The organism is Plantactinospora sp. GCM10030261 (assembly GCF_042666615.1).
GTDB lineage: Bacteria > Actinomycetota > Actinomycetes > Mycobacteriales > Micromonosporaceae > KBS50.
This window is the reverse complement of the sequence record NZ_JBHTDD010000038.1, coordinates 26,838-52,013: the sequence shown is the minus strand read 5'-3', so window position 1 is coordinate 52,013 and position 25,176 is coordinate 26,838. Positions and strand designations below refer to the sequence as shown.

At 69.6% G+C, this 25,176-nt stretch carries 28 protein-coding genes and 1 pseudogene; 14 read left to right on the top strand and 15 right to left on the bottom strand.

Annotated features, from left to right (window positions below; translation table 11 throughout):
• The first annotated feature begins 494 nt into the window (after window positions 1–494).
• Both ACFQUZ_RS29635 and ACFQUZ_RS29630 read left to right on the top strand, forming a co-directional pair.
• Window positions 495–827 carry a cold-shock protein gene (locus tag ACFQUZ_RS29635; RefSeq protein ID WP_377448118.1) on the top strand — a complete coding sequence of 111 codons (333 nt, stop codon included), beginning with the start codon at window positions 495–497 and terminating at the stop codon, window positions 825–827.
• A gap of 176 nt (window positions 828–1,003) precedes the next feature.
• Window positions 1,004–1,969 carry a phosphotransferase enzyme family protein gene (locus tag ACFQUZ_RS29630; protein WP_377448116.1) on the top strand — a complete coding sequence of 322 codons (966 nt, stop codon included), beginning with the start codon at window positions 1,004–1,006 and terminating at the stop codon, window positions 1,967–1,969.
• Window positions 1,970–2,301: 332 nt separating this feature from the next.
• Here ACFQUZ_RS29630 and ACFQUZ_RS29625 read toward each other — a convergent pair whose 3' ends face one another.
• Window positions 2,302–2,583 carry a hypothetical protein gene (locus ACFQUZ_RS29625; protein WP_377448114.1) on the bottom strand — a complete coding sequence of 94 codons (282 nt, stop codon included), beginning with the start codon at window positions 2,581–2,583 and terminating at the stop codon, window positions 2,302–2,304.
• Between the two features lie 169 nt (window positions 2,584–2,752).
• Between ACFQUZ_RS29625 and ACFQUZ_RS29620 the strand changes: the two genes are divergently transcribed.
• Entirely contained in the window at window positions 2,753–3,163 is a 411-nt protein-coding gene (locus ACFQUZ_RS29620) for a hypothetical protein (protein WP_377448113.1), read from the top strand.
• A gap of 312 nt (window positions 3,164–3,475) precedes the next feature.
• On the top strand, window positions 3,476–4,243 hold the full coding sequence (heR, locus tag ACFQUZ_RS29615) for a heliorhodopsin HeR (protein WP_377448111.1): 768 nt from the start codon (window positions 3,476–3,478) through the stop codon (window positions 4,241–4,243).
• A gap of 114 nt (window positions 4,244–4,357) precedes the next feature.
• Here the strand turns inward: heR and ACFQUZ_RS29610 are convergent.
• Window positions 4,358–4,728: pseudogene (locus ACFQUZ_RS29610) on the bottom strand (MarR family winged helix-turn-helix transcriptional regulator); the annotation flags it as partial.
• A 65-nt stretch (window positions 4,729–4,793) separates the two neighbouring features.
• Here ACFQUZ_RS29610 and ACFQUZ_RS29605 point away from each other — a divergent pair.
• Window positions 4,794–4,988, top strand: a complete 195-nt coding sequence (locus tag ACFQUZ_RS29605; protein WP_377448109.1) for a hypothetical protein — start codon at window positions 4,794–4,796, stop codon at window positions 4,986–4,988.
• On the opposite strand, the gene ACFQUZ_RS29600 is transcribed toward ACFQUZ_RS29605, so the two are convergent.
• A complete protein-coding gene (locus ACFQUZ_RS29600; protein WP_377448108.1) occupies window positions 4,985–5,365 on the bottom strand; it encodes a DUF4190 domain-containing protein in 381 nt (126 codons plus the stop codon). The two genes, ACFQUZ_RS29605 and ACFQUZ_RS29600, sit on opposite strands and share 4 nt — an antisense overlap.
• Before the next feature lie 54 nt (window positions 5,366–5,419).
• The gene (locus ACFQUZ_RS29595) at window positions 5,420–5,638 is read right to left on the bottom strand and encodes a DUF2254 family protein (protein ID WP_377448106.1); all 219 of its coding nucleotides are present in this window, start codon (window positions 5,636–5,638) and stop codon (window positions 5,420–5,422) included.
• Window positions 5,639–5,876: 238 nt separating this feature from the next.
• Here ACFQUZ_RS29595 and ACFQUZ_RS29590 point away from each other — a divergent pair, with 238 nt between their 5' ends.
• From ACFQUZ_RS29590 to ACFQUZ_RS29580, 3 genes are all read left to right on the top strand, one after another.
• The gene (locus ACFQUZ_RS29590; protein WP_377448104.1) at window positions 5,877–7,136 is read left to right on the top strand and encodes a cation:proton antiporter; all 1,260 of its coding nucleotides are present in this window, start codon (window positions 5,877–5,879) and stop codon (window positions 7,134–7,136) included.
• A 116-nt stretch (window positions 7,137–7,252) separates the two neighbouring features.
• A complete protein-coding gene (locus ACFQUZ_RS29585) occupies window positions 7,253–7,429 on the top strand; it encodes a hypothetical protein (RefSeq protein ID WP_377448102.1) in 177 nt (58 codons plus the stop codon).
• A 52-nt stretch (window positions 7,430–7,481) separates the two neighbouring features.
• On the top strand, window positions 7,482–9,248 hold the full coding sequence (locus tag ACFQUZ_RS29580; protein ID WP_377448100.1) for a thiamine pyrophosphate-dependent enzyme: 1,767 nt from the start codon (window positions 7,482–7,484) through the stop codon (window positions 9,246–9,248).
• Window positions 9,249–9,498: 250 nt separating this feature from the next.
• Here the strand turns inward: ACFQUZ_RS29580 and ACFQUZ_RS29575 are convergent, their stop codons facing one another.
• Window positions 9,499–10,056, bottom strand: a complete 558-nt coding sequence (locus tag ACFQUZ_RS29575) for a helix-turn-helix domain-containing protein (RefSeq protein ID WP_377448098.1) — start codon at window positions 10,054–10,056, stop codon at window positions 9,499–9,501.
• A 77-nt stretch (window positions 10,057–10,133) separates the two neighbouring features.
• On the opposite strand from ACFQUZ_RS29575, the gene ACFQUZ_RS29570 reads away from it, so the two are divergent.
• Entirely contained in the window at window positions 10,134–11,753 is a 1,620-nt protein-coding gene (locus ACFQUZ_RS29570) for an FAD-dependent oxidoreductase (RefSeq protein ID WP_377448096.1), read from the top strand.
• Window positions 11,754–11,938: 185 nt separating this feature from the next.
• On the opposite strand, the gene ACFQUZ_RS29565 is transcribed toward ACFQUZ_RS29570, so the two are convergent.
• The 5 genes from ACFQUZ_RS29565 to aztB all read right to left on the bottom strand — a co-directional run bounded on the left by ACFQUZ_RS29565 (window position 11,939) and on the right by aztB (window position 16,669).
• A complete protein-coding gene (locus ACFQUZ_RS29565) occupies window positions 11,939–12,301 on the bottom strand; it encodes a hypothetical protein (protein WP_377448094.1) in 363 nt (120 codons plus the stop codon).
• Between the two features lie 130 nt (window positions 12,302–12,431).
• Window positions 12,432–13,613, bottom strand: coding sequence for a zinc metallochaperone AztD (aztD, locus tag ACFQUZ_RS29560; protein WP_377448092.1), 1,182 nt, complete (start codon window positions 13,611–13,613; stop codon window positions 12,432–12,434).
• A 79-nt stretch (window positions 13,614–13,692) separates the two neighbouring features.
• Window positions 13,693–14,604, bottom strand: a complete 912-nt coding sequence (gene aztC, locus ACFQUZ_RS29555; protein ID WP_377448090.1) for a zinc ABC transporter substrate-binding protein AztC — start codon at window positions 14,602–14,604, stop codon at window positions 13,693–13,695.
• Entirely contained in the window at window positions 14,601–15,794 is a 1,194-nt protein-coding gene (locus ACFQUZ_RS29550; protein ID WP_377448088.1) for a hypothetical protein, read from the bottom strand. Before ACFQUZ_RS29550 ends, aztC begins: the two co-directional genes overlap by 4 nt.
• Window positions 15,791–16,669: a zinc ABC transporter permease AztB gene (gene aztB / locus ACFQUZ_RS29545; protein ID WP_377448137.1), complete on the bottom strand. Its 879-nt coding sequence runs from the start codon at window positions 16,667–16,669 to the stop codon at window positions 15,791–15,793. Before aztB ends, ACFQUZ_RS29550 begins: the two co-directional genes overlap by 4 nt.
• Before the next feature lie 49 nt (window positions 16,670–16,718).
• Here aztB and aztA point away from each other — a divergent pair, with 49 nt between their 5' ends.
• The 3 genes from aztA to ACFQUZ_RS29530 all read left to right on the top strand — a co-directional run bounded on the left by aztA (window position 16,719) and on the right by ACFQUZ_RS29530 (window position 19,108).
• Window positions 16,719–17,375 carry a zinc ABC transporter ATP-binding protein AztA gene (gene aztA / locus ACFQUZ_RS29540; protein WP_377448136.1) on the top strand — a complete coding sequence of 219 codons (657 nt, stop codon included), beginning with the start codon at window positions 16,719–16,721 and terminating at the stop codon, window positions 17,373–17,375.
• 76 nt (window positions 17,376–17,451) lie between these two features.
• Window positions 17,452–18,177 carry a class I SAM-dependent methyltransferase gene (locus tag ACFQUZ_RS29535; protein WP_377448134.1) on the top strand — a complete coding sequence of 242 codons (726 nt, stop codon included), beginning with the start codon at window positions 17,452–17,454 and terminating at the stop codon, window positions 18,175–18,177.
• Window positions 18,178–18,283: 106 nt separating this feature from the next.
• Window positions 18,284–19,108: a class I SAM-dependent methyltransferase gene (locus tag ACFQUZ_RS29530; RefSeq protein WP_377448086.1), complete on the top strand. Its 825-nt coding sequence runs from the start codon at window positions 18,284–18,286 to the stop codon at window positions 19,106–19,108.
• Window positions 19,109–19,132: 24 nt separating this feature from the next.
• On the opposite strand, the gene ACFQUZ_RS29525 is transcribed toward ACFQUZ_RS29530, so the two are convergent.
• The 3 genes from ACFQUZ_RS29525 to ACFQUZ_RS29515 all read right to left on the bottom strand — a co-directional run bounded on the left by ACFQUZ_RS29525 (window position 19,133) and on the right by ACFQUZ_RS29515 (window position 21,559).
• Window positions 19,133–19,753, bottom strand: coding sequence for a glyoxalase (locus tag ACFQUZ_RS29525; RefSeq protein ID WP_377448084.1), 621 nt, complete (start codon window positions 19,751–19,753; stop codon window positions 19,133–19,135).
• Window positions 19,750–19,896: a hypothetical protein gene (locus tag ACFQUZ_RS29520; protein ID WP_377448082.1), complete on the bottom strand. Its 147-nt coding sequence runs from the start codon at window positions 19,894–19,896 to the stop codon at window positions 19,750–19,752. The genes ACFQUZ_RS29525 and ACFQUZ_RS29520 overlap by 4 nt, the downstream gene beginning before the upstream one ends.
• A gap of 223 nt (window positions 19,897–20,119) precedes the next feature.
• On the bottom strand, window positions 20,120–21,559 hold the full coding sequence (locus ACFQUZ_RS29515; protein WP_377448080.1) for a PLP-dependent aminotransferase family protein: 1,440 nt from the start codon (window positions 21,557–21,559) through the stop codon (window positions 20,120–20,122).
• Between the two features lie 53 nt (window positions 21,560–21,612).
• On the opposite strand from ACFQUZ_RS29515, the gene ACFQUZ_RS29510 reads away from it, so the two are divergent.
• Together ACFQUZ_RS29510 and ACFQUZ_RS29505 are read left to right on the top strand one after the other, a co-directional pair.
• On the top strand, window positions 21,613–23,136 hold the full coding sequence (locus tag ACFQUZ_RS29510) for a DUF885 family protein (protein ID WP_377448078.1): 1,524 nt from the start codon (window positions 21,613–21,615) through the stop codon (window positions 23,134–23,136).
• Window positions 23,133–23,774, top strand: coding sequence for a LysE family translocator (locus ACFQUZ_RS29505; RefSeq protein ID WP_377448076.1), 642 nt, complete (start codon window positions 23,133–23,135; stop codon window positions 23,772–23,774). Before ACFQUZ_RS29510 ends, ACFQUZ_RS29505 begins: the two co-directional genes overlap by 4 nt.
• Window positions 23,775–23,849: 75 nt before the next feature.
• Here ACFQUZ_RS29505 and ACFQUZ_RS29500 read toward each other — a convergent pair whose 3' ends face one another.
• Window positions 23,850–24,191 carry an SH3 domain-containing protein gene (locus ACFQUZ_RS29500; RefSeq protein WP_377448074.1) on the bottom strand — a complete coding sequence of 114 codons (342 nt, stop codon included), beginning with the start codon at window positions 24,189–24,191 and terminating at the stop codon, window positions 23,850–23,852.
• Between the two features lie 414 nt (window positions 24,192–24,605).
• A complete protein-coding gene (locus ACFQUZ_RS29495) occupies window positions 24,606–25,175 on the bottom strand; it encodes a dihydrofolate reductase family protein (RefSeq protein WP_377448072.1) in 570 nt (189 codons plus the stop codon).
• Between the last annotated feature and the right edge of the window lies 1 nt (window position 25,176).

Here is a 25,176-nt window from a genome sequence, read left to right as displayed (position 1 = left end):
CGCCGACGTCGAAGAACTCGGCGACGATTAGGCCCCGGCCGTCGATCACGTCCTCGGCGAAGTCGCGTTGCCACCGCGCCGACGACAACCGGTCCTGGAACTCCCGCGTCGACATCCGGCCGTAGAACGCGAACCGGATACCCAGCGGCCTTGATGTTGCCTGGTACCGCATCCCGGGGCGGCCCCGCCGGGTCGGCTGCCGCATCCACCAGCCAAGCAGTCAGGGCCGTCAAGCTCCGTCGCGTCCTGCATCAGGACCTCCCACACCGAGGCTTACAGGCAGCCCTAAATATGGATGGACGACGATGTAGTGGTTCGTTGGACTCGGCCCCTGCCTGAGCGTGGAGTCGACGTCCTAGGATGCTCTAGGGCGTGTGCCAGCGACCGCCGGCCTCAGCACGTTGTCGTGTCGCTGTAACGCACGACTTGCGGCCAGATGCGGACGAGGGACTTGACAGGCCACGTCAAAGGGTGTCGGGCAGACTGGGCCGATCATGAGCGTTGGTTCAGTACGTACCTTCGACGCCGACGAAGGTTGGGGTGTCATCGACGGCCCGGATGTGCCGGGCGGGTGCTGGGTCCACTTCTCTGCTATCGCGATGGATGGATACCGCGAGTTGGTCCGTGGGCAGCACGTTTCGTTCCGCGCCGAGGTGGCGAGCCAGGATGGTTTCGCCTATCGAGCCGTCAAGGTCTGGACGGGCGACGTCGAGCCGGCCGATCAGCCGCGAACCCAGCGCGGCCCCGCCGCCTACCACAGCTCGCTGACCTTGACATTCGATCCGCCCCCCGTCCGGATGACGTGGTTGGACCGCAGGCGTAGGTAATGTCGCACCGCACACTGCGCGGCATGTGAGCGTGTTGATCTTTGGTGGGGTCGCTCGGCCGGTTGGCGATCCAGATCAGCGCATCTGGCCATGCAGTTCGGCGTTTCGCGCTCGGGATACGGTCTTTTAGGCATGCGTCGTCGTTGGGTCGTGCCGGTTGTGTTGTAGTGGGCGTCGTGGATGCTGCGGAGTTGGCCGACCGGTTCGGGCTCGGCCGGGCCCGGGAGCTGTCCGACGGGCCGGTCGCTCAGGGCCGGCAGGGCGAGGTGTGGCGGCTTGAGACGGTGGACGGCCGGTGGGCGGTGAAGGTGCCGTTCCACGAGTCTGGCGAGGACCGAGTGCGGGCGTCGGCCCAGTTCCAGGAGGCGGCGTGCGCCGCTGGCGTACCGGCACCTGCGGTGCGACGCGCCACCGACGGGCGTGTCCTGGCCCGGGTGGGTGGCCGGCAGGTGCGGGTGTACGAGTGGGTCGATCTCGAAGCACCCGATCCGGGTGTGGACCCGGTCCTGGTGGGCACCGCCGTGGCCGCGATCCACCGGGTGATGATCCCTGCCGGTGGTCAAGTGGACCCGTGGTACACCGCACCGGTGGGCGTCCCCGCCTGGGACAGGCTCGTCGAGCGGCTGCGCGAGGCCGGGGCGCCGTTCGCCGGCCGGCTGGCGGCACTGCGCGACGAACTGGTCGCGTTGGAGTCGTGGCTGGAGCAGCCGGTGACGTTGCGGACGTGTCACCGGGACCTGTGGGCCGACAACATCCTGCGGACGGCCCAGGGCGGGGTGTGCGTGATCGACTGGGAGAGCAGCGGACCAGCCGACCCGGGTCAGGAACTCGCCTGTGTGTTGTTCGAGTTCGGCCGGTCAGATCCAGGCCGGGCACGCGCGCTGATGTCGGCGTACGCGGCGGGCAGCGGCCCGGCGATGGTCACCCGCCGCGGCGATTTCTCGATGCTCATCGCGCAACTGGGCCACATCGCCGAGATCGCCGCCACGGACTGGCTGGAGCCGAATGTGCGTAACCCGGATCGGGCCGGTGCCGCGGCGTGGATCGGCGAGGTGCTCGACGAACCGCACACCCGCGAGGTGCTCGACGCACTCCTGCACGCGGTTTCCGGCACTACCCCACCCGGGCAACCCGGGCCGTAGAGCGCCTGCCGAACCGGGTTCCTGGACGGGCCAGCCTCACAGCGCAGCCACGCCTTGTCGGCGGCAGATCCGTGCCACCGGATCTTCGAGCCAGACCGGCAACATTAGGATCTGATGCGCACCCGGCTCTCTCGCGGCTACCGGGTAGGTTGGCGCGGTGCGGATCGGTGCCTGCCAGACCCGGGAGATTACGGTGTTGGCTTCTGGGGTGTCGGGCTGGGCCAGCCGGAGCAGGCGCGCCCCCGCCGGGTGACGACCGGTAGGAGTCGGCGGTGGAGATGGTCGAACAGCTTCTTTGCCGGACGGATACTGTCCATCAGCGGTGGTTGGCGTCAATCACCGATGACGTCATCGCCGATCTGCCAGGTCATATATCGGTACGGGACGCCGATAAGCGTGCCCCAGTCTTCGCCAGCGTTGGGTGAGTCCCAGCGTTCGATTGAGGTGCGGTCCTCGGCCCAGGCGACCGCGGTACCCCACCGTTCAACGTCCTCGCGGGAATCGCCATCGTCCTCCCGGTCGGCATCGACCAGCACGTCGCCCCGGTACAGACGTAGCACGCCTGCGTCAAGGCGCTCGATGCGATAGATCGGACGCTCGCCTGAATCCTGCATGCGACCGAGGGTAGCTGCGGTTCGATTTTTCACCGGATCGAGGAAGAGCTTCAGGTGGTCCTTACGGAGTCCGGGATCGGTGTGGTCGACAGCGGGGCATCGGCACCGGAACGTACTCGGTCTCGTTTAGCTGGGCCGATGGGACTTGGTGACGGCGACGGTCTGCGCTGTGCTCGACACCATTCCGCTCCACCGGCGTGAGCGCCTGAAGATCGAAACGCGGCGAGCCTTGGCTACCCATCTCATGTCCGCGAACGCCGACCAGATTCGCTGGAAGCTGGTGTGGGAGTTCATGGAGGAGTACCGGTGGGAGCCGGGCGAGACGAGGATCGGTCTGCTGCAGGATGAGCCTGGGCCGACCGGGGATGTGCGTTGGGATTCGCTGCTGGCGGCGCTCGCGGAGCACCTGCTCGCGCAGGCGGATCTTGCTCCGCCGGCGTGGGTTGAGGCGCGGGTGCTGCGTCGGGCTTGGTTTCCAGCCGAGCTGGCTATCCACCGTGTCGATGCCCTGGCATGGGCGCCGGCGGCGTTCCGGAAACACGGTGTGTATGTGTCGGTGCAGGATTCGGCGGCGGCGTGATCGGGTCGGACGGCGTCCTAATGGGGCGCGGAACTGGAGCGCGCGTTCACCCGTCTGGGCGAGCGACTTGTCCGCCGCGGCGTCGTCGCTGACATCTTCGTGGTGGGTGGTGCCGCGATGACGCTGGCCTATGACGAAGCGGGCGGGTCGGCCAAGGGACCGACCGCGCGGCGTCGACCAGCCACGGCTCGGTTCCCCGAAACCGCTGAGATCAGTCTTGTCCCCACGTATGCCCGGTACCCGGTAAACGATCCGCCCATAAGTCCGTCAAAGGAGTGATATTGGGTATTTCCGGCGTCTAGGGTGGCGCCCATGGGAGGCCATGCATCGAGGGACCACGGCCGCTACCGCCGACTGCGCGGATTCAACCTGGCCGTCGGGCTGCTGCTTGCGGTCGAGGGCGGATGGATGTGGGCGGCCAGTAGCGACCTCTCACTTCCGATCACCGCGTCGTACCTGACGGCCGATCCGGTGACGCTCCGCGATGCCACCCTGCCGGAGGTGGCCTTCCGGATCGCGGTTGGCCCGGCGGTGGCGGTCTTCCTGCTGCTCGCGGCGCTCGACCACTTCGTCACCGCCGCGCCCGGGGCGCACCGCTGGTACGAGCGGAATCTGGATCGTCGGGTCAACTACGTCCGTTGGATCGAGTACTCGGTGAGCGCCTCGATCATGATCGTCTTGATCGGACTGTTCGTGGGAATCCGCGACATCGCGGCGGTGGTCGGGATCTTCGCCGCGAACACCGCGATGATCTTGTTCGGTCTGCTGATGGAGCGTCAGCAGACACCGGATCGGGCTGACTGGGCGGCCTTCTGGTTCGGCTCGCTGGTCGGGCTGGCACCCTGGTTGGCGATCGCCGTCTACGTCGCCCAGCCGCCTCGGATCCCCGGGTTCGTCTGGGCGATCATCATCGTGCAGTTGGTGCTGTTCGCGACGTTCGCGGTCAACATGGCACTGCAGTATGCACGAATCGGCCGCTGGCGTGACTACCGATTCGGCGAGGTTTCCTACATCGTGTTGAGCCTCGTGGCCAAGTCGGCGCTGGCCTGGCTGATCTATGCGAACGTGCTCCGCAGCTGACCTCCAACCACGAACCCGATTCGCATGACGCGAACCGCCAGAACCGCGCTCTGATCAGGGCGATTGCGGCCTGGGCCCCTATAGTCACGGCGGTCGGCCCCGCCGGGGGAACGTTCAGGCGCTGTTCGGTGGGCGCTTTCCGCCCAGTTCCGCCACCGCCTCGGTCGGCTCGCCAGCGGCCGCCACCAGGGTGCTGATCAGTTCCGTCCCGGTCTCGGTGCCGGCGGCGTCGGCAGAGCGGACGAGATCACGGATCCTGTCGGCCCGTCCGGGCACCACCTCACCGACAAGGTCCCGACCTGCCTCGCTGAGGGTCAGCCAGACCACTCGCCGGTCGGTGGCACCCTGCCGCCGGGCCACCGGGGGCCGCGTCGGACCAGTCGGTCGCAGGTACGGGTCACGGTCGACGGATGGACGCCGAGGGTGGTGGCAAGGGCGACCGACCGCAGCGGGCCACGCGGGGCGAGCAGCACCATCGCACGGTACGGGAGACGGTCAGCTCCAGCTGCGCGTCATCGTCGGCGGCGGCTGCGGCAAGGGACTACCGGCGGTGCGGCTCGCCTCCGCGGTGATCGGCGCCTTCCGGCAGTCCGCGATCGTGCGTGATCGGCTGGAGGAGGTCGCCACGGATCTCGACACCCTGGTCGCTCGCGAACCCAGGCCCGCCTACGGGGTCACCGTCGGCACGGCCGATGCCAGACGACGGCAGCGGCGGTGGACCTGGGGTGACGGTCGCCTAGTCTAGCGGCCCAGGCGATCGCGCAGGTCATCGACCTGCTGCTGGAGCCTGTCCACCGCGTCCTCGTTGTTGAGGAACGTCGTGATGCCGGCGCCGAGCGCCAGTCCGAGCAGCAGGGCGATCACACTCAGCACGAGTCCGCCGGTCGCCACCCCTCGACCGGTCACCCCCGGTCGTTTGGCCATCCTGAGTCCCACGATGCCCAGGACGATACCGACGATGGCGAGCACCACACCGATCCAGGCGAGGATCGCGGTGAGCACGCTGAACAGCGCGGACACGCCGAAGACGAGCGCGAGCGCAGCGGCGGCACTGGTCTTGGCAGCCGTGCCGGCGCGGTTCGAGGCGCCGGCTCCGCGGGCCGGTTCGCTGTAGGCGGTCATGGCGCTCCTTCCGGTGCGCGTGTCGGCGCACGTTTCGTGCCGGCGCTTCCCCCGTCACGGGCGTCTTATACCTACTGGTCCGCGGTCCTTCGCGCGATGCGGGGCAGGTGTTCCGGCAGTGCCACGGTTCGCAGTCGGCGAGCACGTCACGGCGGTGGTGGTGTCGTTGATCCCGGGTGACAGGGCCCGCTCGGCGATGTCGGTCAGTTGCCGGAACCCGAACCCGACGTCTTGGCCGAGGGTGCGTTCACGCCGAGGCTCACCGCGGCGCACGCCCGTGCGTCCGGCATGGCCGCCGGGAGGGACCGCCGGGACAGCGGGTGGACTGCGACGGCGCCCACCGCGAGGAGGGCAGGCACCAGCCAGAAACTCGCCCAGGGCTGGATCAGGCGGACAGAGGCAGAGCGCCAGCGACCCACGCCAGCACGGCCCCGCACTGGGTCGTTCCACACCTGAGGTGCCGACCGACGAGTGGGAATACTCCCTGTATCTGCGGGTAGTGGGACATTCGGTGTCGTCCTTGCTGATCGGGTACGCGCTGGTCGGCGGGCTCGGCGTGCTGATCGGCCTGTCGTCGAGCCTGTTGCGTCGGACGCCGCTGACGGCTCCGCTGCTGGGCCTGGTCCTTGGGGTGCTCGCCGGTCCGGTGACCGGCCTCATGGACCTCGCCAACCCGGCGCTGCCCGACCTGACCCTGCAGGTGAGCCGGACGCTGCTCGCGGTGTCCCTGATGGCCGTGGCCCTGCGGTTCGATCCGGCCGACTACCGTGCCGTACTCCGGGTGACGGTCCTGCTCACCGCGGGCATGCTCGGCATGGCCCTGATCACCTCGGGCCTGGCGTGGCTGCTGCTCGGCCTTCCGGTGGGGCTGGCCCTGCTGCTCGGTGCCTGCCTGACTCCCACGGACCCGGTGCTCGCCTCCAGCGTGGTGTCGGGTGGTCCAGCGGAGAAACAACTGCCGACCCGGCTGCGGGCCGTCCTCAGCGGCGAGTCGGGGGCCAACGACGGTCTGGCGTACCCGTTGGTGGTGCTCGCCCTCGTGCTCGTGGCCGAGAAGGGTGTCGGTGAACGGCTATTCGAGGCGTTCTGGGGAATCGGCGGCGCCGTCGTCATCGGCGTGGCCCTCGGTGTGGCGGCGGGCCGCGGAATACGTGCGGCGACCCAGCGGGTCGACGTGAGCGGCGGATCCGACCTCGTGTTCACGCTGGTGCTCGCCATCGCGGCGCTCGGCATCGCTGGTGTCGCACGGACGGACGGCATCCTCGCCGTCTTCGTGACCGGCCTCTCGTACAACGTCGCGGCCGGGGAGCATGACCTGACCAGGGAACAGAAGCTCGACGACGCGCTCACCCGGTACCTCGTCCTGCCGCTGTTCTTCCTGCTCGGTGTCGAACTGCCCTGGGAAGAGTGGGGTCAGCTCGGCTGGTACGCCGTCGCCTTCCCGGCCGCCGTGCTGCTATTGCGCAGACTGCCCCTGCTGCTCGCCCTGCGGCGGGCCCTCGGGCTGCCCCGGCGTGACACCGTGTTCCTCGGCTGGTTCGGCCCGATAGGCGTCTCCGCGCTGTTCTACCTGGCGCTGAGCCACGACGAGGGCGCCACTGACCGGGTGATCTGGACCGCCGGGACGCTGGTCGTCGTGGCCAGCACACTGGTCCACGGCGTTACCGCCATGCCGTTCCGGCGCTGGTATGCAGGACTTCCGCTGGCCCGGCGGTCGGGTACGTCCCTCGCACCGCCGGAATCCGACAGCGCCGATCGACCGGCTCAGTGAGGTGATCCGTCGGACAGGACGGGTATGCGGACGGACCGGTTCTGGGACGGAGCCGTCGAGGTTGCCCAGCTGCCCGCAGCCCGGTGTACGCCAGCCCAACCGATGCAGGGATGGCCATGGCCAAGGACCGCTTCGGTGACGTGGTGGTCGGGACGATCGGGGACGCGGCGGCCTCCGTCGCGGATCCGAAGGAGGGCTGGGCTCGGTTCAGGTCGAAGGCGCTGTCGCCGGTCCTCATGGGGGTGGGCGTCGCGCTCGTCGCCGGCTATCTGTTCGGGCGCCGGTGCGGCTGACCCGACGGCGATCCACCACCCGTCCATGTCGATCAACCACAGGAGGTGCGACGTGCAGGAGATCGTGGGCGAGAGCCTTGCCCGCCGGCTGGTGGAGTGGGGGGTGGATACCATCTTCGGCCTGCCCGGGGACGGCATCAACGGGCTCATGGAGGGGTTCCGCCGGCAGCGGGAGAGGCTGCGCTTCGTGCTCGTCCACCACGAGGAGGCGGCGGCCTTCATGGCCACCGGCTACGCCAAGGCCACCGGCAAGCTCGGGGTGTGCGTCGCCACCTCCGGGCCCGGGGCCATCCACCTGCTCAACGGCCTGTACGACGCGAAGCTCGACCACGTGCCTGTGCTGGCGATTACCGGCATGCAGGAGACGTCGGTGCTGGGCTCCCACTACCAGCAGGAGGTGCACACCACCCACCTCTACCAGGACGTTGCCGCCTACAACCTGATGGTCACCAACCCCCAGCAGATGCCCGCCGTGGTGGACCTGGCCATCCGGAACGCGTTGTCCAACCGGACGGTGGCGCACCTGACCTTCCCCAACGACGTCCAGGTCGCCGCCGCGGCCGAGGACCCGTACCGGCACGTCAGCCCCGGCACCCCGCCGGCCAGCATGCCGACCGTGTCGCGACCGCCGGTGGCGCCCGCCGAGGACGAGATCGACCGGGCCGTGGCGGTCCTCGACGCCGGTAAGAAGATCGCCATGCTTGTCGGAACCGGCGCGCAGGACGCCCGCGACGAGGTGCTCGCCGTGGCCGAGAAGCTGGCCAGCCCGATCGTCAAGACCCTGCCGGGCAAGCACGTGGTGCCCGACGACCACCCACTGACCACCGGCGGGCTCGGCCTGCTCGGCACCAGGCCGAGCGAGGAGCTGATGGAGGAGTGTGACACCGTGCTGATGGTCGGCACCTCTTTCCCGTACGGAAAGTTCCTGCCCTCGCCCGGGCAGGCGAAGGTGGTGCAGCTCGACGTCGACCCCAGCCTCATCGGGATGCGGCTGCCAGCCGCGGCGCCGGTCACCGCCGACGCGAAGCTCGGACTACGCGCGTTGGTCGCCAAGCTCACCCGACGTCCCGACCGTTCGTTCCTGGAGAAGCACCAGCGGGGCATGATCGCCTGGCGCTCGGACATGGCGGCGCTTCAGGATCCCCAGCGGAAGCCGATCGCCCCGCAGTACCTCATGGGCTGCGTCGACCAGGCGGCCACCGACGACGCCATCCTCACCTGCGACTCCGGGACCATTGCCACCTGGGCCGCGCGGCACTGGACCATCCGCGGTGGCCGCGAGTTCTACCTCTCGGGCAACCTGGCCACCATGGCACCCGGCCTGCCGTACGCCATCGCCATGCAACACGCGTACCCGGATCGGCAGGTGATCGCGTTCGTCGGCGACGGTGGATTCGCGATGCTGATGGCGGAGTTCCTCACTGCCGTCCGACACGAGCTGCCCATCAAGGTGATCATCAACAACAACAACTCGTACGGCCAGATTCTCTGGGAGCAGATCATCCTCGGCTATCCCGAGTACGCCGTGCGGCACCGCCAGCCCGAGGCGAACTTCGCCACCTGGGCCACCGGCTGCGGCGGGTACGGGGTGAAGGTGACCCAGCCCGGCGACGTGGCCGACGCCGTGCGGGCGGCGCTCGCGCAACCCGGCCCAGCACTGGTGGACTGCGACGTGAACCCGAACGAGCCGCCGATGCCCGGCAAGGTCAAGTACGATCAGGCCAAGCACTTCACCGAGGCGTTTCTGCGCGGTCAGCCGCACAAGATGGCCACCATGGTCACGGTGGCCCGGGACAAGATCAACGAGCTACGGTCGTGAGGGCGGGGCGAGAGCGCGGGGACGGTCGTCCTGCCGGACCCGGTGCTGCGGCCCCCCGCCCCGGGCGAGGACATCGACCTGGCGGCGCTCGCGGCCGACCTGCGGGCGGCTCGACGAGGTCGCGGTGGTCTTCGTACGCGTCGACATGGCCTCTTCGACCATCGGCTCGATCGGCGTACTCCGCCTCGATGTCATCGCCGGATAGCAGGTCCGTGGCGGGGGTGTTCGAAGCCGGGCAGCCCAACTGCACTCACTGGTGCAGATGGGCACGCTGCCCCTCGCGGTCGAAGATCATGATCAGCTCGGCCGGCTCGTCGAGCGCCGTCATCGAGTGTGGTGTCATCGTCGAGAACTCGGCTGCCTCGCCCTTTCCGACCTCGATCTGCCGCTCACCGAGCCACAGCAGCACCCTGCCCTCGATGACGAGGAACCAGTCGAACCCCGGATGGACCCGCTGGTCCGGCATCGTCGACCCGGGTTCCAACCGGATCTTCATCGCCATGGTGCGTCCATCGACGCGGCTCAGCGGCCAGGTGGTGCGCGAACCCGAACGGTGCTGCACGGGACGGATCACCACGTCCTCGTCGCTGGTTGCTTCGAAGAGGACGTCGAGGCTGACCTGTAGCGCGCTGGCCAGGGGCACGAGAACATCGAGGCTGAGTGTCCGTTTGCCCGTCTCGATCCGGCTGATCGTCGATGGGCTGAGGTTGGTGCGCCTGGCGAGTTCGTCCAGGGAGTAACCGAGTGTGGTGCGGATGCTCCGCAGTCGGGTGCGCGCCAGGCGTTCCAGCTCACCGGGGTCTTCCATCTTCCTCAGTATGAAGGCGCCTTGCGGATCCCGCAAGAACACTTTCATATAACGCTAGGCATTCCTACCCTGGAAGCATGACGCACCATCCACACGGAACGCACGACCACACACCGCACCCGAGCATCGTCCGCAGGTGTGACGTCGCCGTCATCGGCGGATCGGCGGCCGGGCTGGCGGCCGCGCTGCAACTGGCCCGGCAGCGACGCTCGGTCATCGTCGTCGATGACGACACGCCGCGGAACGCGTCGGCGGCGCACATGCACGGCTACCTGGGCCGCGAGGGCACACCGCCGGAGGCGATGCGGGCCATCGGGCGAGAGGAGGTCCGTAGCTATGGTGGCAACGTGCTCACCGGCCGTGTCCTGGCCGTGCGGAAAGAGGATGACGGGTTCCACCTCGCCCTCTCGGGCGGTCACGGCCTCGTCGCACGCCGGGTACTGGCGGCGACCGGCATCGTCGACGAGCTACCCGACATCGAGGGCCTCGCCGAGCGGTGGGGCCGCCAGGTGTTCAACTGCGCGTTCTGCCATGGCTGGGAGGTCCGCGACCAGCGGGTCGTCCAGATCGTCACGACCCCGATGGGGCTGCACTCGACCCCGCTGGTGCGGCACCTGACCGACCGGTTGACCGTGGTGCTGCACGACGCGACGGGGATCGACCCGGCCGCGGTGCAGGCCCTCGTCGCCTCCGGAGTCCCGGTGGTCGAGAGTACGGTGCGCCGGGTGGCCGACGCCGGCGCGGACGGGTCACTCGTCATCGAGGTCGCCGACGGCCGCCGCCTGCCGGCCGACGCGATCTTCACCGGGGGCCGGTTCCGTCCCCGGGTCGAGATGCTCGCCGGGCTCGGCATCGACCTGGCGGCGCACCCCAGCGGACTCGGTGACCTCGTCGCGGTCGACGCCACCGGACGCACCAGCATGGCGGGGATCTTCGCCGCCGGGAACCTGACCGACCCGAGCGCCCAGGTCCTGCGGGCCGCGGCGGACGGCAGCTGGATCGGCGCCCAGATCGCTGTCAGCCTCGCCGGTGAGGACACCACGGCGGGTGTCCGTCCGTGCGGTGTCGCGATCGAGTGGGACAGCCGCTACGGGGACCAGGAACGCGTGTGGAGTGCCAACCCGAACGGCACACTCGTGGCGGAGACGACGGACCTGCCGCCCGGGCGGGCGCTCGACGTCGGCGCGGGGGAGGGAGCCGACGCGCTCTGGTTGGCCGAACGAGGCTGGCGGGTGACCGCCTCTGACGTCTCCCGCACGGCACTCGACCGCATCGCGGCCGAAGCGGAACGCCGCGGGCTCGACGTGCGTACGCTGTACCGCGACGCCAACGACCCCGCCGCCTTCGCCGACGAGACCTACGACCTCGTCTCTCTGCAGTACGGGTCGTTCCAGCGAACCCCCGAGCAGCGCGGGCTGCGTAACGTGCTCGACGCCGTGGCAGTCGGTGGGACGCTGCTTGTCGTTGGCCACGACCTGACCTGGCTCCAGCAGCCGTCGGACCCCGGCGAGCAGACCCGCATGTACGACCCGCAGGCATACGTCGGCATCGACGAGATCGCCGCCGCGATCACGGCCTCGGACCACTGGCGCGTCGAGGTCAACGAGACCCGCCCGCGCCCTCCGGGGGCGGTCAGCACCCACCACGTCGACGACGTCGTGCTGCGCGCCACCCGAGTCGACCACCGCAAGGATTAGGGCCGGCGGCTTCGGCGCGTGCCGCGCGGCGGGCGTGCCGCAGCCGACAGTACCGGCGCGGCATCCCTGATCGAGACATTCGTGCGGCGGGCTCACGCTGGGGGTGGTCCGGCGCCGTCGCTCACCGCCCTCGCCCGGGCGTCGTCCCTGTTCCACGGCCCGTTGTGAGTCGAGCCCGGCCAGGATCAGGTCGAGGCCGGCGTGCCGGTCGCTATCGCACCGCCGATGCGGTCCGGCAGGGGTGCGTTCTGCGCCCCGGCGGCCACTACCGTGACTCGCTCCCGCAGCTCCGGCACGGGGCCGAGCCGACCGAACAGGGCTGCCCGCTGCATGGCCGACGGCTCGACCGCCAGGATGTGTGCGGCCGGGAACGCCTCGGCGACGAGCAGGGTGCCGAGCCCACTGCCCGCTCCGAGGTCCACGATAGGGCCTGCCTGGGGTGTGGCGCCGGCCAGCCCGGCCCGCACGGGTTCGCGCAGCGACTGCCACGCATCGAGGCTGAACAGGTCGAGGAACTCGCCTGACTCGTGGTATTCGTCGTTGTTCAACGCTGCCCTCTCGTATATAGGCGCCGGCCGGACCGCACGTGCCGTACGCCGCCGTGGCCGGCGTCGGCTGAGCCGCGGTTGCCGGTGGCGGTGGAGGCCAGGATCGTCTCCACCGCCGGTGACCGGAATGTCAGTGCTCCGAGACCGTGCCGCTGATCTCGTTGGGGATCGCGTCGAGCGTCACCGACCCGGCGACCGTGCCGGTGGTGAGGTCGAGCCGGTGCACCGTCTTGGTGGCGGGTTCGGTGATGTAGGCGTCGTCACCGCGGACGAACAGGGCCGGGCGCGGCTCCTGCCACTTCAGCGGTTCCTTCCACGCGCCGACCACCGGCCACGAGTTGGTCAGCTTGCCGGAGGCGGGGTCGATGACGTGCAGCTTGCCGTCGGTGCCGAGGATCAGGCCCTCGCCCTTCGGGCCGCGGCCCAGGGAGCGGAAGCTGTAGCTGGCGCCCTCGGGCATCGGCACGACCTTGAGCGAGTTCGTGGCGGTGTCGATGAGCGCGAACTGCTCGGGGAACTCGCGTTCCGCATCGGGTTCGACCTTGTATTCGCCGAGCAGGACGGGGGACTTCTCGCTGCCGGCCTGGGTGGCGACGGCGCCGTAGGCGCCCGCGCTCTTGACCTTTACGAAAGCGCCGTTCTTGAACAGCAGTACGCCGTCGGTGCAGCCGAGTCCCACGACCTCGCCCTGGGCGACGGCCTCGCCGTGGACGCCGGGGCACTCCTCGCTGCGGGCGATCTCCTTGCCGTCCTTGTCCAGGGCGATGGCGCCCGGGCGGGACTCCTCGGTGCCGAGGGTCACCACCAGGGTGCCGTCACCCAGCTCGACCGCGACGCCGTGGTGTGGCTGCGCGGTCTTGTAGGTGCGTCCCTCGGGCTTGCCGTCGGTGAGCTTTTTCGGGTCGAAGCTGTGCACCTCACCGGTGCCGTCGGTGAACAGGATGGTGCGGTCGCCGTGCCGCACGACGTGACCCGGCTTGGCGCCCGGGTAGCTGACATCGGTCATCGTGCCAGCAGCCGCGTCGAGAACCTGGAACCCGGACTCGGTGGAGACGAACACGCCGGTGTCGTTGCCGGCCGGGTTCACCCGGTTGAAGCCGGGCAGGGTGATGTTGTGCGCCACCTTCAGCGCCTCGCCGTCGAGCACGTAGATGCCGCCGTCGTAGGTGACGGTCACCGGCTCCTTCACCGAGGCCGCGGCGGACGATCCGGCCGCCGGTGCGGTGCCCTCGTCCGCGTCGGACGCGCACGCGGTGAGTGCCAGCGTGGCCGCCACCAGGGCGGCCGCGCCGCCGATTCTGCGATGCCTCACGAACCTCTCCTCAATCGCAACTGGAAATCATTTTCATTTACCTTACACGGAGGGCCTGCCCGGCCGATAGCGGGGTGCCTCACCCGGCGAGGCCATCGATGATCGCTTCGGTGTTGAAGCGCATCATCTCCAGGTAGCTGGGGGCCCCACCGTCGGCTTCGCTCAGCGACTCCGAGTACAGGGCGGTCACCTCGACCCTGATGCCGGCCTCGGAGACGAGCACCTCGGCCAGCTTGGCCGGCTGCGAGGTGTCGACGAAGATCGCCGGCACCCGGTGGGTGCGGATGGCGGTGACCAGAGAGGCGAGATCGGACGAACTCGGCGATGCCAGCGTCGTGCCGCTCGGGATGATCGCGCCGACGACCCGGAGGTCGTAGCGGTCGGCGAGATAGCCGAACACGTGGTGGTTGGTGACCAGGACCCGACGTTCGGCCGGGATGGCGGCGAACCGCCGCGCGAGGTCCGCCTCCAGCTCACCGACCCTCTTCGCGTACGCGTCCGCGCGCTCGCGCACCGCGCGGCCGTCCACCCCGTCGACGTGCTCGAGGATCTCGTCGGCGAGCAGCCGTACCGCGGTGACCATTCGGGTGGGATCCGTCCAGAAGTGCGGATCCGGCAGACCGGCCGCGTCGCCGTCCTGGTACTCCATCGGGTCGATTCCGGCCCCCACCTCGACGGTCGGGACCTTCTCGGCCTTCGCCGCCTCGACGTGACGCAGGACGCCCTCTTCGAGTCCCAGTCCGTTGTAGACGACCAGGTCGGCCGTCTGCATGGCGTGCGCCTCCCGGGCCGAGATGCCGAACGAGTGCGGATCGGCGTTCGGCTTCATCAGCACACTGACCTCGGCCTCGTCGCCGACGATCTCGGTGACGACATCGCCCAGGATGTTCGTGGTGACCACGATGCGTGACTCGTCGACCGGGGTGCAGGCCGTACCGCCGGTCAGCAGGGCGCCGACGACGAGCGTCGCGAGGAGCTTCCGTGTCCTCATCTGCCGACCTCCACGGTGAGGTCCGGTCGCTCGGCGACCCTCAGCGTGCGGGCGGTGCGCAGCCCGTCGCGGTAGTCGATCTCGTGAATGGCCTGGCCTTCCGGATCGGACAGGTAGGCGCGGTCAGCGTCCAGCGTCAGGCCGGCGGCGCGCAGCGGCTTCTCGGCGAGGACCTTGCCGGTGCCGAGGTGGTAGCTGATCAGCGTGCCGGAGGCGTCGAGGGCGAGCACCGTGCTGCCGTCCGCCGGTGACGCGGCCGCCACCAGTTCGCGGCCGGTGGCCGGCACGTACCGCAGGGTGGCCTTGGCGGCGTTCACCGACCAGATGCCGGTGCGGTCCGCCATCGCGGCCTCGTTGCTGCGCGGGCGATAGCCGAACCCGTCCGGTGACACCGGGGTACGCGGGGAGGCCAGCATCGTGGCGGTGAGTTTGTCGCCCTCCTGCTTGATCCGGACGAGGCTGTCCGCACACGCGATGGCGGCGCCGCCCCGCAGGACGGCCCACCCGCGGGGGTGAGCGCAGGGCACGTCGAGAGTGCCGGTCGGCTGGCCCTTCGCGTCCATGGCGACGATCCGGTCGGCCGGCCGCTGCGGATCGTCGCCCACGGCCACGAGGAGCTGTTCGGCGTACGGCACGGCCAGCGGCGTGGAGCTGTTCGAGTCGATCGTGGCCAGTTCGGTGAGCGTGCCGGCCTCGAGTTTGCGTCGGTCGAGGACCGTCACCGTGCCGTCGAGGGTACCGACCGTGGTGTGGGCCTCGAAGCCGGCGATCGTCCGGACCGGTGCGTCGAGCGTCAGCGTGCCGACCGACCGGGACGGCGCCCGGTAGTAGTGGACGTGGTCGGTGTGGTCGACCGTCCACACCCCGGCGTCGACGATCTCGACGGTGCGGTCGCCGTCGTCGACGTAGACGAAACGGCCGTCCTCGGTGAGTCGCTCGGCGTCGACCGACAGCCCGACCTCCTTCTCCGATCCGGTGCCCAGGTCGAGCAGGCGTAACCGTTGGGCGCCGCGGGCCGCGTACGCGATGGCCGACTGCGGCTCGGCCAGTTCCTCGGCGCCTTCCACGTAGCCGTGTGGCGTCTCCTCGACGTCCTGTGGTTGTTGTTTCGTCGAACCGCACGCGGAGACCGCGAGCGTGAGGCCCAGGGCGGCCACGCCGAGGAGCCTTCTGGTGTTGCCGATGATCACAAACTTCCTTCCGGTACCGGGTTGGAGGTGGGCGTGCGGGCCGGCGACCGATGGCGTCGCACCGCGGTCGCGACCCGGGACACGCCGAGGAGGCCGAAGAACAGCAGGACGGCGACGGCCGCGATGGTGGCGCCGGCGGCGGTCGCCGCGTACCAGGAGACCCAGAGGCCGATCACGGTCGCGGCCGAGCCGATGCCGAAGCTGGTGAGCATCACCGCCGGGAGCCGGCGGGCGACGAGCATCGCCGCCGCCGAGGGCGCGATCAGCATCCCGAAGGCGAGCAGCGTGCCGACGACGCTGAAGGCGACCGCCATCGTGATGGTGAGCAGGGCCAGCATGACGGCGTTGGCGATCTCGGGGCGCAGGCCGAGGGTTTGGGCCTTGCGCGGATCGAAGGTGAGCGCCAGGAACGGTCGGTAGCAGACGGCGGAGGCCACCGCGACCACGGCGACCGCGGCGGCGAGCAGCAGCAGGTCGGGCCACCGGATGGCCAGTACGTCGCCGAACAGGAACGCGGTCAGGTCGGTCGCGAAGGACCGCGAGTGCGAGACGACGATCACCCCGACCGAAAGCATCCCCACGAACAGCAGCCCGATGCTGGTGTCGCGCCCGAACTCGCGGCTGTGCCGCAGGGCGTTGACGCCGACCGCCATGGCGAACGCGCTCGCGGCGGCTCCGACGACGAGGTTGCCGCCGACAATCGACGCGATGGCGACACCGGGCAGCATGCCGTGGCTCATCGCCTCGCCGAGGAAGGTCATCCCGCGGGCGATCACCCACACGCCGACCAGGGCACACACCGCGGCCAGCAGGACGCCGCCGATCAGTGAGCGGACGACGAAGGACACGGTGAACGGTTCGAGGAGTGACTCCATCACCAGGTCGACTATAATGCAACTGAAAACCAATATCAGTTGGGGGAGTGTGTTGAGCGCCGAGGTCCTGACCGCCGAGCAGGTGGCCTTCCGGTACGCCGGAGTCCCGGTCCTGCGGGGCGTCAACCTGCGCGTGCAAGCCGCCACCACGGTCGCCGTGACCGGTGCGAACGGCTCCGGCAAGAGCACGCTGCTGCACCTGCTCGCCGGTGTCGAGCAACCGGCCGAGGGCAGTGTCCGGCGCCGGGACGGCTGCCGACTGGCGCTGCTCCCGCAGCGCACCAGCGGCATCGACGCGCTTCCGCTGACCGTGGCCGAGTGCGTGCAGATCGGCCGGTTCAGGCCACGCCGACGCCTGAACCGCGACGACCGCGCCGCCGTGAGCGCGATCATGGAGCGGCTCGACCTCGCCCGCCTGGCCCGGCGACGGCTGCGTGAGCTGTCCGGCGGGCAGCGCCAGCGCACCCTCATCGCCCAGGCTCTTGTCCAGGTCGCCGACATCTACGTGCTGGACGAACCCACCGTCGCACTCGACGCGACGAGCCGGCGACACGTCCACGACCTGCTCGCCGAACGGGTCCGTGCCGGCGCGGCGGTGGTCTTCGCCAGCCACGACGACGCCGACGCCACCCTCGCCGATCGCACGGTGCGGCTCGCCGGCGTCGACGGTTGTTCCGTCACCAACGCCGCTGGGCACGGATCATGAGTTCGAGGGCTCCAGCCTGCTCAACCATGTTCGGGCCAGCCGGGACGGGCGCGGGCGGGGGTGATTGATCGTGTCGATGACGCTCACTCCCGCGCAGGTGGCCCGGTGGCGGCGGGACTGGGAGACGGTGATGCGGCACTACCAACCGGGCCGGGACGAGATTCTCGCCGCCGGTCTCGCCGCGGTCGAGGAGGTTCACGGCCGGCTACCAGAGCGGGTACTTGACGTTGGTGGCGGTCCGGGCACCACCGCCGAGGCGATGCTGCGGCGGTGGCCCGAGGCCGGCGTCACCGTGCTGGATGTCGACCCGGCCCTGCTGGCCTTAAGCGACACCGCGTTGCCGCAGGTGCGTACCGTCCGGGCCGACATCGCCACCGAGCGGTGGCTGGCGGCTGCCGGCGGCCCGTACGACGTGGTGCTGGCGCTGATGACCATGCACTATCTGACGGCGGACCGGGTGCGCGGCTGGTACGCCGAGGCCCGGCAACTGTTGCGCCCGGGTGGACTGCTGCTCGTCGGCGATGCGATGCGGGACGCTTCACCCGTGGTGCCGGCACAGCCGGCAGGCGGCGGAACTGATCCCTGGACGGACTGGTGGTCCGGGCTTGGCGGCGAGCCGGCGATGGCGCCGCTGCTGCGCGAGCGGGCAACCGCCCTGGCCGGCCTCGCCTGCGCGGAGTTCACCGCGCCGGTCGACTGGCACCGGGATGCCGGCTGGCGAGCCGGCTTCGCCGCCGCGATGGTGCTCCACCGGCAGGGAGACCACGTCATGATGGCTTTCCGTCGGCCAACGGAGTGTTGATGATCGAAGGTACGAGGGTGGAGCCTCGCAGGAAGGTGGGACCGGTGATCCGACAGGATCGGCGGCGGCCGTTGCTAGCGGCACGATCGCAAGGAGAAGAGCATCGATGACCAGCAGCGCGCGGACGAACTCGACAGCCGAGGTGTTCGAGGCAGCCGCTTCCAGCTACGACCGCACCGGCGTGTCCTTCTTCGAGCCGTTGGGCGCGGAACTGGTCCGCCGCGCCAGCATCCGGCCGGGTGACCGGATCCTGGACGTCGGCTGCGGACGAGGTGCTGTTCTCTTTCCGGCCGCGACGGCCACCGGACCGACGGGCCACGTCACCGGCATCGACCTCGCGCCGACGATGGTGACACTGACGGCCGAGGACGCCGCGCGGATCGGACTGACCCATGTCGACGTTCGGGTCGGCGACGCCCAGCAGCCCGGCTTCCCGCCGGCGACCTTCGACGTTGTGCTGGCCGGGATGGTCGTCTTCCTGCTACCGGCGCCGGAACAGGCCCTGCGGGCGTACGGGCGGCTGCTACGGCCGGCAGGCAGGTTGGCGGTGAGCACCCTCGGCGCGCAGGACCCGGCCTTCATTGCCGCGATGAATGCCCTGGCCGCGCACCTGCCAGCGGATCAGCCCCGCCCCGCGCCGGCGTCGGACCCGTTCGCCGACGAGCCGGCGATCAGGTCGACCATGACGGCTGCCGGCCTCGACGTCACCGCGATCGGTGAGCACCGGGTGGTGAGCCGCTTTCGCGACGTGGACCACTGGCTGGAGTGGATGTGGTCGCACGGCGGACGGGCGTTGTTACGGCACATTCCGACCGACCGTCTCCCGGCGGCGACCGCCGCCGCGGCGCGGGCACTGGAACACGCCCGCGCCGTCGACGGCGGCCTGTCCCTGACCACCGAGGTGCGGATCACTGTCGCGATGCCGCGGTAATGGCGCCCCACGGCCTCTCAGCCTTCAGCCCTGGGCGCCGACCGATCGCTCCTCCCACGAGAACCCGTCGGGATCGGTGAAGGAGCCTGCGTCACCGATCACAGTGAGTCGGTGCGATCCGGAGCCGTCGTCGCTGACGCCGGCGTTCTTGGCCACCGCATGCCGGGGTTGCAGAGCGACCTTGATGCCGGCGGTCTCGAACTCGACGTACTTGCCTCCGAATCCCTTCGCCACCCGCAGCCCCTGCTCCGCGTAGAAGCGCTTGGCCTCCTTGACGTCCTTCACACCGAGAAGCAGCACCAGATCGTCGTAGCTCAACTCTGCCTGTCCTCGATCCTTCTTTGAGGAGGAGGCGACGGTCCACACCGCTCCGTCGGGCGCACAGAAGGTGCCGCCGTAGCCCCACAGGCTCTTCGAGGGCTCCTTGACGAGATCGGCACCTGCCTCCGTGGCCGCGCGGACGTAGGCGTCAACCTGTGCCGTGCCGGCCGTGACGAGCGACAGGGTGTATCCACGGAACCCGCTGGTGGGCGAGCTCCCACCGGTTAGCTGGACTCGATCAGAAAGTCCCAAGGCCGTGTAGAACGCGCTCCCTGCGTCGACGTCCTCGACCTGGAGGACGACGCTTGTGATAGTGGTGGTCACCTCACTTCTCCTCTCATCCGCACCAGATCGCCCGCCAGGTCGCGCAGCGCATGGCACACCTCGAAGGCGAGCACGTCGCGGTAGAAGGCAAAGGGTGCCTCCGGGTCGGTATGGGGCGAGGTGTTCTCAATCGTGATGTCCATGCGGCTCACGCTAGGTCGCCCGTGCGCGAGCCCGCTTCTCGATTCCTGACCGGCCTGCGACCAACCGCACCACGCGCGCAGGCAGGTCATCGTCACCCAGCGTTGTTCTGGCACGGTACGCACACGAACAGCCGCTCCGCGAAGCTGATCACTTCCCGCTCGGCAGAGGTAAGCATCTGCCGAGAGACAACCGGCTGCCGGCCTGACCGGGTGGGAGCGCGGGTCACGAGGTCGATTCTCGGCCAGCGCCACCCGGCATACCGTGCACCTCGGCCCAGGCAGCCACGAGCCGGTCGACGAGAGCGTCGAGGACGTCGGTGGTGAACGTGTAGGGCACCCGCACGAACCGGTCGTGCGCTCCGGTGATGTCGGCTGACGAACCGGGGACGACCTCGACCCCATGCCGAAGGGCCACCTGGGCGAACGCCCGCGCGTCGACACCCGGCAGTTCCACCCACAGCCCCGTCCCACCCGTCGGCGCACGCCACCGCCACTCAGGAAGACGAGCGGTGAGCGCCGCGCTCAGCCGCTGTCGTCGCTCGTCCGCAAGGGCTGCCTGTCGCGCGACGAGCCGATCCAGTTGTGGCAGCAGCCGCGCGGCGACGGCTTGGTCGAGCACGGGGCTACCGAGGTCAGCCAACGCCTTGAGCCGGGCAATTCGCGCCGCGTTGCCCAGGGACGTACGGATCCAGCCGACCCGCAGTCCGCCCCACACCGCTTTCGACAGCGTGCCGACGGTGAAGACGTCTGTGCCGTGAGCGGCGATCGGTGCCGGATCGGTGCGCAGATCGGTGCTGTCCTCGAGGATGGGCACGCCGTGTCGGCCGGCGATATCGGCGACCTGTCTGCGGCGCGGAGCCGCCATGAGGATGCCGGTCGGATTGTGGTAGGTCGGCATCACGTAGAGCAGTTGCGGTCGTTGTGTCGCCAGGGTCTCCGCCAGGATGTCGAGGCGGATGCCCTCGTCGTCCAACGGCACCGGCAGGACCCGTGCCCCGGCGGCGAGGAAGCTGTCCATCGAACCAGGCCAACCAGGCGCCTCCACCACGACACTGGTGCCTCGCGACAACAACAGCTGGCCGACCAGACTGATCGCCTGGGTGGCGCCCGTGGTCACCACGATCTGGTCCGCGCTCGTCGTCACGCCGGCCTTCGTGTAACGGTCTGCGAGAAGTTGGCGGAGCGCGGGCAACCCTCGCGGGTGGTACCCGGCGTCATCGAGGAGATGCGGCAGGTCGGCCGCCACGACGTCGCGCATTGCGGCGGCGACGGCGGGTAGCCCCGGTTCGGCGGCCCGCGCCAGCGAGATGATCTCGCTGGGGCCGTCGACGAGTCGTTGGACGATCGGTGTCGCCGTACCACCGCGTACCCGACCGGTGCGGGCCCGGGCTGTGCCCGGCCGCACGGTTGTGCCGCTACCCTGCCGCCTGAGCAGGGTCCTGCTGTCGCTCAGTTCGTCATAGGCGGCGACGACGGTGGCTCGGCTGACGGCGAGCGACCTCGCCAGGTCACGTTCCGACGGCAACCGATCGCGACCCGCAAGCTCCCCGGTGTCGACGGCTGCCCCGATCGCCGCCGCGAGCCGCCGGTACAGCGGGCCGGGACGGGCACTCCAGTCACCCAGTATGTCGAGAAGTCCGGCGGCGTCCCAAACTCGGTCCAATTTCCCCTCCAATGGCTCGGGTCCGCGGCTGCCGGCCAGCCAAGACTAGCGGCATGAACGACGACGTACGGCTGCGCGCGATCTGCGCGCTCACCATGGCCCGGGCCCGCGACGAGGCGGGACGGCACGAGTACGACGGTGTCGTGCAGGATCTGTCACCGGACGGGGTGCGGCGCGGTCTGGCCGCGCTCGGACCCGGCGGCGATCCCACTGGCGACTGGCACGACGCCGCACAGCTCGCCGCGGCGGAGGACGCCCTGCGCGTCCGATTCGGCGAGTTGCAGCTCCATCGCAGCGATCCCGACATCCATATCGCCAACCTCGACCCCAGCTGCTATGACCGGCCCTACGCGGCCGCCGACGACCGGGCCGCCGCCCGACGCGCGCACGTGCGGGCCTGGCCGGACGCGGTGGACGCGGCGATCGAGGCCCTGGATCGTCTACCCGGCGAGGTCGCGACGTCCGCGCTCGGTGCTGCGCGGGGCCTGTACGCGTACGCCGACGAGGACCGGGCCGCCCGGTCGGCTCTCGACCGGCTGGTGGCGCACCTACAAGAAGCGACCGGCCCGCTGACCCCGATGGGCGACACCGCGCTCGGCCGGTTGCTGGGGGCGGCCGAGGCGCTGCCGGTGAACCTGACCGCGCTCGCGGCCCGCGCCGACGCCGACATCGAGTACTGGACTGACCGGCTTGTCGATGCCTGCCTGCGGGTCGATGCCCACGCACCGGTGCACAAGACGATGGAGGCACTACTGGACGATCACCCCGACGCCGGCGGGGTCGTTCCCCTGGCCACCGAGCTGGTCGATGAGGTCCGCCGCTGGACGGCCGAGCGTGACCTCGTGCCGTACGACGACGGTGAATGTCTGGTCGGCGAGACTCCGCTGACGATGCGGTGGCAGGTGGCGACGATGTCGGGCGCCGCACCGGAGGAGCCCGACGGGCCGTCCTGGTTTCGGGTCAGCCCTCCCGATCCCGCATGGTCGGTCCCGCGGCAACAGCAGTGGCTCAGCCAGTATCACCGGGCAGGGTTGGCCAACATCGCCATCCACGAGGTGAGTCCAGGCCATTTCGCGCACGGCAGGGCGCGTCGCCGCGCCGCGACCGTGGTACGCCGCACCCTGGTGTCCGACGGATTCACCGAGGGTTGGGGCCACTACGCTGAACAACTGGCACTCGAAGAAGGCTTCCGCGCCGATGATCCGGCGTACGAGGTCGCGGTGGCCCGTGACGCATTGCTGCGCCTGACCCGACTCGCGTGTGTGATCGGCCTGCACACCGGTGCGATGACGCTCACCGACGCGACACATCGGTTCGCCACCGATGCGTACCTTGGCGATCAGGCGGCTGTCGTGGCCGCGCAGCGAGTCATGCGCGACCCCACGACGATCTCCTACGCCTGGGGTCGACTTGTCCTGCTCGACCTGCGCGAACAGGCACGACGCCGGTGGGGTGCCGCCTTCTCGCTGCGACGGTTCCACCGAGCGGTGCTCGAGTTGGGCGCACCACCGCTCGGACTGCTCGACACCGTGTTCGCCCTGGCGCGCGAGGGTCGTGCACCGGGGGAGAGGGCGTGACGGTCACCGGCTGGGTTTCCTTCATCGCGGCGACGGTGATACTGGTGGCCCTGCCCGGGCCGAACATGCTGTTGATCACCACGCAGGCCGCTGAGCACGGTGGGCGAGCCGGGCTCCTGTCGGCACTGGGCGTGGAGACGGCCACCCTCGTGCACATAGCGGTGGCGGTCCTCGGCGGCGCTAGTCTGATCACGGCGTCACCGGCCGCGTCCACAGCGGTACGCCTGCTCGGCGCCGGTTATCTGCTCTATCTCGGCGTGCAGGCGTTGTCGCGCCTGCGGCAGGGCACGGCGAGTAACGTCGACCGACCGCCGCCCCGGCTGTTTCGGGCGTTTCGCCACGGCATGCTGGTGAACCTGCTCAACCCGAAGGTCACGCTGTTCTTCGTGGCGTTCCTACCGCAGTTCGTGCCGCCGGACCTGAGCGTTGCGGCGACCCGGCTACATCTGATCATGCTGGGTGCCGGGTTCTTCGTCGTGGCTCTCGCCATGGATCTCGGCTACGTACTGGCCGGCGCCCGGCTTCATCTGAGCAGACTCTCCAGCAAGTCCGGATACTCGGCGCGTTGGCTGGATCTGATCGCCGGGGCCGTCTATCTGGCGCTGGGGGGATGGGCCGCCGGGAGCGCGTACTGGTGAGGAGTCCACAGTGGAACACGTACCCCGCGCCGAAGGCCGGGGTCCCCGGCCGTCAGCGCTGCCAAACGCAGTGGCCTAGCAGGTGATGGGCGGCAGACTGGCGAGCATGTCGTTGCGTACCCAGCCCAAAGTGCCGGTGGTCTCGTTGTGGACGTGCGTCCAGCCCGCCTTCTGGCAGTCCAGCCGAACCACATGGGAGGGGTAGCCGAGGCCGAGCGACGTGCAGCTGGTGCTGGGGCCGGTGCGAATGTTCGCCCCGGCGACGGCGAAGTGATAGCCCTTGGCCCCCCACGTGCGCCAGTTGTTGTCGGGACAGCTGGCCGTGGTGCCCGCAGATGCCGCGGTGCCCGGCATGACGGCTCCGGTGGCCGCAGCCGCTGCGAGCGCGAGTGCGGCAGGAACAGTTCTCAATCGCATGCGATTGTCCTTTCGATTCGACGAGAGCTCCGACTGTTGGACAGCACAGCAGGAGGCGATGTCGCATCGGCAACTGTTGGGCTTCACCGCGGCGTCTGAGCAGGCGTCGGCCGGGGTGGCGTGTCTGCGCTGTGTGATTCCGGTGTCCCGCCGTCAGAGGTTTGATCAGCCGCATCTCGTCATGCGATGTTGCGGGAACGACGGAATCGAGAGGTGGAGAACGAATGCCGACGAAGCTCAATCAGCCCGCCGCGCTGGGGGCGGATTCCGCGTGGAATCCGCCCCCGGTTGCTCACTGTTGGCAGCCACGTGGTCGCCGGGAAGGCGCCCGGGGCGTCTGCCGTTGCCGACTCCAGGCAACCACTGCTCCGGGCCGATGCCGTCGCCGGTGTTGACGGCCTCCTGGTGCAGGAATCAGGTTGACGCGGTGCGGCGTAGGTAGTTGGTGAGCAGGGTGCTGTCTCCGTACACCGTCGCTTCGCTGAGCGTCCATCCGGTCTTGTCCGGCGTCTCTGCCCAGAGTCGGCGGCCGTGGCCGAGGATGAGCGGTGAGGTCATGAGGTGGATCTCATCGATGAGGTCGAGGGCGAGGAGGCTCTGGGCGAGTTGGATGCTTCCGGCCACGGAGATCTCACCGTCGACCTCCTGCTTGAGTCGGGTCACGTCCTGTGCCAGGTCGCCGCTGAGCACGGTCGTGCCTGCCCACGTGGGGTCGGTGAGGGTACGGGAGACGACGTACTTGGGCATGGTGTTGTACTTGTCGGCAAGCTCGCCCTCGAACTGGGGCCAGGCCGCGGCGAAGCCCTCGTAGGTCTTGCGTCCCAGGAGGAGCGCCGTGGCCTGAAGCGCTTCGGTCTCTTTGTACCGTTCGCCGTCGCCGCGGTCGAACTCGAAGGTCCAGTTCGGGTACTTGAAGTCTTCTCCGCCGGGTGCTTCTACGACGCCGTCGATGGAGATGAACTCGGTGAGAACAATCTTCCCCATG

Excerpts from the sequence above, each read along its gene's own strand:
- ACFQUZ_RS29635 (WP_377448118.1), top strand. The coding sequence starts at position 495 with ATGAGCGTTGGTTCAGTACGTACCTTCGACGCCGACGAAGGTTGGGGT.
- ACFQUZ_RS29625 (WP_377448114.1), bottom strand. The coding sequence starts at position 2,583 with ATGCAGGATTCAGGCGAGCGTCCGATCTATCGCATCGAGCGCCTTGAC.
- heR (WP_377448111.1), top strand. The coding sequence starts at position 3,476 with ATGGGAGGCCATGCATCGAGGGACCACGGCCGCTACCGCCGACTGCGC.
- ACFQUZ_RS29600 (WP_377448108.1), bottom strand. The coding sequence starts at position 5,365 with ATGACCGCCTACAGCGAACCGGCCCGCGGAGCCGGCGCCTCGAACCGC.
- ACFQUZ_RS29585 (WP_377448102.1), top strand. The coding sequence starts at position 7,253 with ATGGCCAAGGACCGCTTCGGTGACGTGGTGGTCGGGACGATCGGGGAC.
- ACFQUZ_RS29575 (WP_377448098.1), bottom strand. The coding sequence starts at position 10,056 with ATGGAAGACCCCGGTGAGCTGGAACGCCTGGCGCGCACCCGACTGCGG.
- ACFQUZ_RS29570 (WP_377448096.1), top strand. The coding sequence starts at position 10,134 with ATGACGCACCATCCACACGGAACGCACGACCACACACCGCACCCGAGC.
- aztC (WP_377448090.1), bottom strand. The coding sequence starts at position 14,604 with ATGAGGACACGGAAGCTCCTCGCGACGCTCGTCGTCGGCGCCCTGCTG.
- aztB (WP_377448137.1), bottom strand. The coding sequence starts at position 16,669 with ATGGAGTCACTCCTCGAACCGTTCACCGTGTCCTTCGTCGTCCGCTCA.
- ACFQUZ_RS29535 (WP_377448134.1), top strand. The coding sequence starts at position 17,452 with ATGACGCTCACTCCCGCGCAGGTGGCCCGGTGGCGGCGGGACTGGGAG.
- ACFQUZ_RS29530 (WP_377448086.1), top strand. The coding sequence starts at position 18,284 with ATGACCAGCAGCGCGCGGACGAACTCGACAGCCGAGGTGTTCGAGGCA.
- ACFQUZ_RS29520 (WP_377448082.1), bottom strand. The coding sequence starts at position 19,896 with ATGGACATCACGATTGAGAACACCTCGCCCCATACCGACCCGGAGGCA.
- ACFQUZ_RS29510 (WP_377448078.1), top strand. The coding sequence starts at position 21,613 with ATGAACGACGACGTACGGCTGCGCGCGATCTGCGCGCTCACCATGGCC.
- ACFQUZ_RS29500 (WP_377448074.1), bottom strand. The coding sequence starts at position 24,191 with ATGCGATTGAGAACTGTTCCTGCCGCACTCGCGCTCGCAGCGGCTGCG.
- ACFQUZ_RS29495 (WP_377448072.1), bottom strand. The coding sequence starts at position 25,175 with ATGGGGAAGATTGTTCTCACCGAGTTCATCTCCATCGACGGCGTCGTA.